Below are 3,124 nucleotides of genomic sequence, written 5' to 3' on the forward strand. Positions count from 1 at the left end.
TTTCTCGACGTAAGCGTAGCGCCGAGGCCCTTTGGATTGTTTGTGCGGAGTCTTGAGAGCACCGTTAGAAGAGTCATCTTCTGGAAGGGTGCTCACAATGGACGACCATTCTGACGACATAAGACGACCGTTGTCACCGCGCATTGAAGTGTTCGCAGGCGTAGGTCGCAAGCGCTGGCCGGATGATTTGAAGGCGCAGATTGCGGCGGAAAGCCTCGAGCCGGGGGCGATCGTCACAGACGTCGCCCGTCGTCATGGCTGCCGGCCCCAGCAGGTGCATGACTGGCGGCGCCGGGCGCGTTTGGGCCAATTGGTACTGCCGGCGTCGGCGGACACGCTGTCGTTCGTGCCGGTGATGTCGGAAACGGCGTTGCCTGCGGCCGCAGACCCCTCCGGGTCGCCCGAAGCCGCCGTTGTGACGGTTGAGTTCCAGGGCGCGCGTGTGGAGGTGCGCGGGGCGCCTGGCCTTGCTGTATTGAGCGATGTGTTCATTGCGCTCCGACGGACACGTTCATGCTGACGCCACCCGCGAGCCTCATGATCTACGTGGCGACGCAACCTGTCGACTTCAGGAAGGGAGCGGAAGGCTTGGCGCTGCTGGCGAAGGAGACGCTGGGCCATGACCCGATGAAGGGCGTGGCGGTGGTGTTCCGTGCGAAGCGCGCCGATCGAGTGAAGATTGTCGTCTGGGACGGCAGCGGCCTTGTGATGTACTGGAAGCGGCTCGATGGCAGCAGCTTCAAATGGCCACCCATCGTGGCCGGTGTGATGCGGATGAATGCAGCCCAGCTGTCAGCACTGGTGGCCGGCATGGATTGGACGCGGATGCACGCGCCTCGGACCCCGCAGCCGAAAGCGCTTGCGTAAAGATACAAATCTTCGCTGCATCGTGGCGCGAAGCATGGCAGACTTGGGCCAATGAGTGATTTGCCTGATGAGCTGCCGAGCGATCCGGCCGAGTTGCGCGTCTTTGCCGCGGCTCTACTGGATCGCTGCGCCAGGCTCGAGCGGTTGCTCAAGCTTGCAAAAGATGCGCAGTTCGGTCGATCCTCGGAAAAGCTGGACGCTGATCAGCTGCAGCTTGTTCTGGAGGACATCGAAGAGGCCGTCGCGGTCCTCGAAGCAGCCGAGGATCGCGCCAATCCCAGAACCTACGAGAAGAGGACGGCCGAGCGCAGAGCCAACCGTGGTCAGCTGCCGGAGCATTTGCCGCGCATCATCGAGACCCTGATGCCCGCTGCAACTTGCTGCCCGTGTTGCGCAGGCGTCCTTTTTGAGATCGGTCACGATGAGAGCCAGAGGCTGGACGTCGTACCGGCGCAGTATCGCGTCATCGTCACCCGCAGACCCAAGCTGGCCTGCCGCGCCTGTCACGGCGTCGTCCTCCAGCACGCCGCTCCCGAGCGATTGATCAGGGGAGGATTGCCCACCGAGCGACTGGTCGCGCATGTGATCGATGCCAAGTATCATTGGCACTTGCCGCTGTACCGCCAGGCGCAGATGCTGGCGACGCACGGAATAGCGCTGGACCGTTCCACGCTCGCCTTCTGGGTTGGCTATGCCGCCCAGGAATTAAAACCCCTATGGCATCGTCTGCGCGAGCTTCTGCTCACCTCCTCGAAGCTCTGTGTCGATGAGACCCCCGCACCGGTGTTGGATCCGGGGCGCGGCAGGACCAAAACCGGCTACTTCTGGGCGCTATCGCGCGATGACAGGCCCTGGGCCGGACCTGACCCACCTGGGGTGGTCTATGCCTATGCACCGGGCCGCGGGGCCGTTCATGGCTTGCGCTTGCTTGAGGGCTATCGCGGCATCATCCACTGCGACGGCTATCAGGCTTACAAGACCATGACCCGAGAGACGCGTGCGGACGCACTGTCCGGGACGCTCGCCTTCTGCTGGTCGCATCTGAGGCGCCAGTTTGTGAAGATCGAGCGGGAGGCTGCGCCGGCGCCAGCTCCGGTTGCCCGCGAGGCCCTCGAGCGCATCGCCCAGCTTTACGCGGTCGAGAAGGCACTCCGCGGCCGATCTGCGGACGAGCGCTGCGCGGGGCGACAAGCGCATGCCCGGCCTCTGGCTACAGCCTTGAAGCAGTGGTTTGAGGCCAAGCTTGCTCACCTTGCGCAGAAGAGCGACACGGCGAAGGCCCTGCGTTACGCGCTGCGTCATTGGGACGGCCTGACGCTCTACCTTGATGACGGGCGCATCGAGATGGACACCAATGCGGTCGAGCGAGCGATGCGGCCGATCAAGCTCAATGCCAAGAACTCCCTTTTTGCCGGTTGCGACGAAGGTGCCGAGAATTGGGCATTGCTGGCTTCGCTCATTGAGACCTGTAAGCTCAATGGCGTCAGTGCCGAGCACTGGCTCGCTGACGTTCTCGCCAAGCTCGTCAATGGTTGGCCTGCGGCGCGACTGGACGAACTGCTCCCTTGGGCGCCGATCTACACCATGCATGCACACGATCCGAGACTGGCGGCATGAGCCTGAACACGACCGCGGTCCGGATCAAGGTGACCCTCAAGGATGTGAAGCCGGAGGTGATGCGTCGCCTTGTCGTACCCGTCACCCTGCGCCTTGATCGGCTGCATCTGACACTTCAGGAGGCATTCGGCTGGACGAACAGTCACCTCTTCGAGTTCTCCGCTGGTGAGGTCCGTTGGGGGATTCCTGATCCCCACAACGATTACGGCCACCAGCCCATGGATGCCCGCAAAGCCCGGCTTTGCGATATCGTTCGAGAGACCGGCGCCAAGACGATCCACTATCTCTATGACTTCGGCGACAGCTGGGACCATGTGATCAAGCTCGAAAAATGGTTCGAGAACACCACGACGGAGGGGCTTCCCTTCCTGCTCGAGGCCGCCGGTCGTTGTCCTCCGGAAGACGTCGGCGGTGCGCCAGGCTATGCCGAATACCTCGCCGCCATCAGCGATCCCGGCCATCCCGAACACGAACACATGCGCCTCTGGGGCCCGGAGCGGTTCAATCCCAACGTCGTCGACCGGAAGGCGCTCGAAGCCGCCGTCAACGCGTTGTCCGACACATGGATACCGAGGCGACGCGCCACGCGAACAAAATAGGCGTCAAGCGCCATTCAAACGGGCCGCAGAGCTACGCTTAC

The 3,124-nt window shown here is 62.9% G+C and carries 4 protein-coding genes; all 4 read left to right on the forward strand.

What is annotated here, in order from left to right; translation table 11 throughout:
• Positions 1–97 precede the first annotated feature (97 nt).
• The 4 genes from tnpA to AKN84_RS44125 are packed head-to-tail and all read left to right on the forward strand — an operon-like array spanning position 98 to position 3,083.
• Positions 98–520, forward strand: a complete 423-nt coding sequence (tnpA, locus tag AKN84_RS44110; RefSeq protein ID WP_050426577.1) for an IS66-like element accessory protein TnpA — start codon at positions 98–100, stop codon at positions 518–520.
• A complete protein-coding gene (tnpB, locus tag AKN84_RS44115) occupies positions 514–867 on the forward strand; it encodes an IS66 family insertion sequence element accessory protein TnpB (RefSeq protein ID WP_050426578.1) in 354 nt (117 codons plus the stop codon). The genes tnpA and tnpB overlap by 7 nt, the downstream gene beginning before the upstream one ends.
• Positions 868–918: 51 nt before the next feature.
• Complete coding sequence (gene tnpC, locus AKN84_RS44120; RefSeq protein WP_050426579.1) at positions 919–2,484, forward strand: IS66 family transposase; 1,566 nt, start codon at positions 919–921, stop codon at positions 2,482–2,484.
• Positions 2,481–3,083: a plasmid pRiA4b ORF-3 family protein gene (locus tag AKN84_RS44125; protein WP_050426580.1), complete on the forward strand. Its 603-nt coding sequence runs from the start codon at positions 2,481–2,483 to the stop codon at positions 3,081–3,083. The genes tnpC and AKN84_RS44125 overlap by 4 nt, the downstream gene beginning before the upstream one ends.
• Positions 3,084–3,124 lie beyond the last annotated feature (41 nt).

Origin of the sequence: Bradyrhizobium tropiciagri (genome assembly GCF_001189845.1) — a bacterium.
Taxonomy (GTDB): domain Bacteria; phylum Pseudomonadota; class Alphaproteobacteria; order Rhizobiales; family Xanthobacteraceae; genus Bradyrhizobium; species Bradyrhizobium tropiciagri.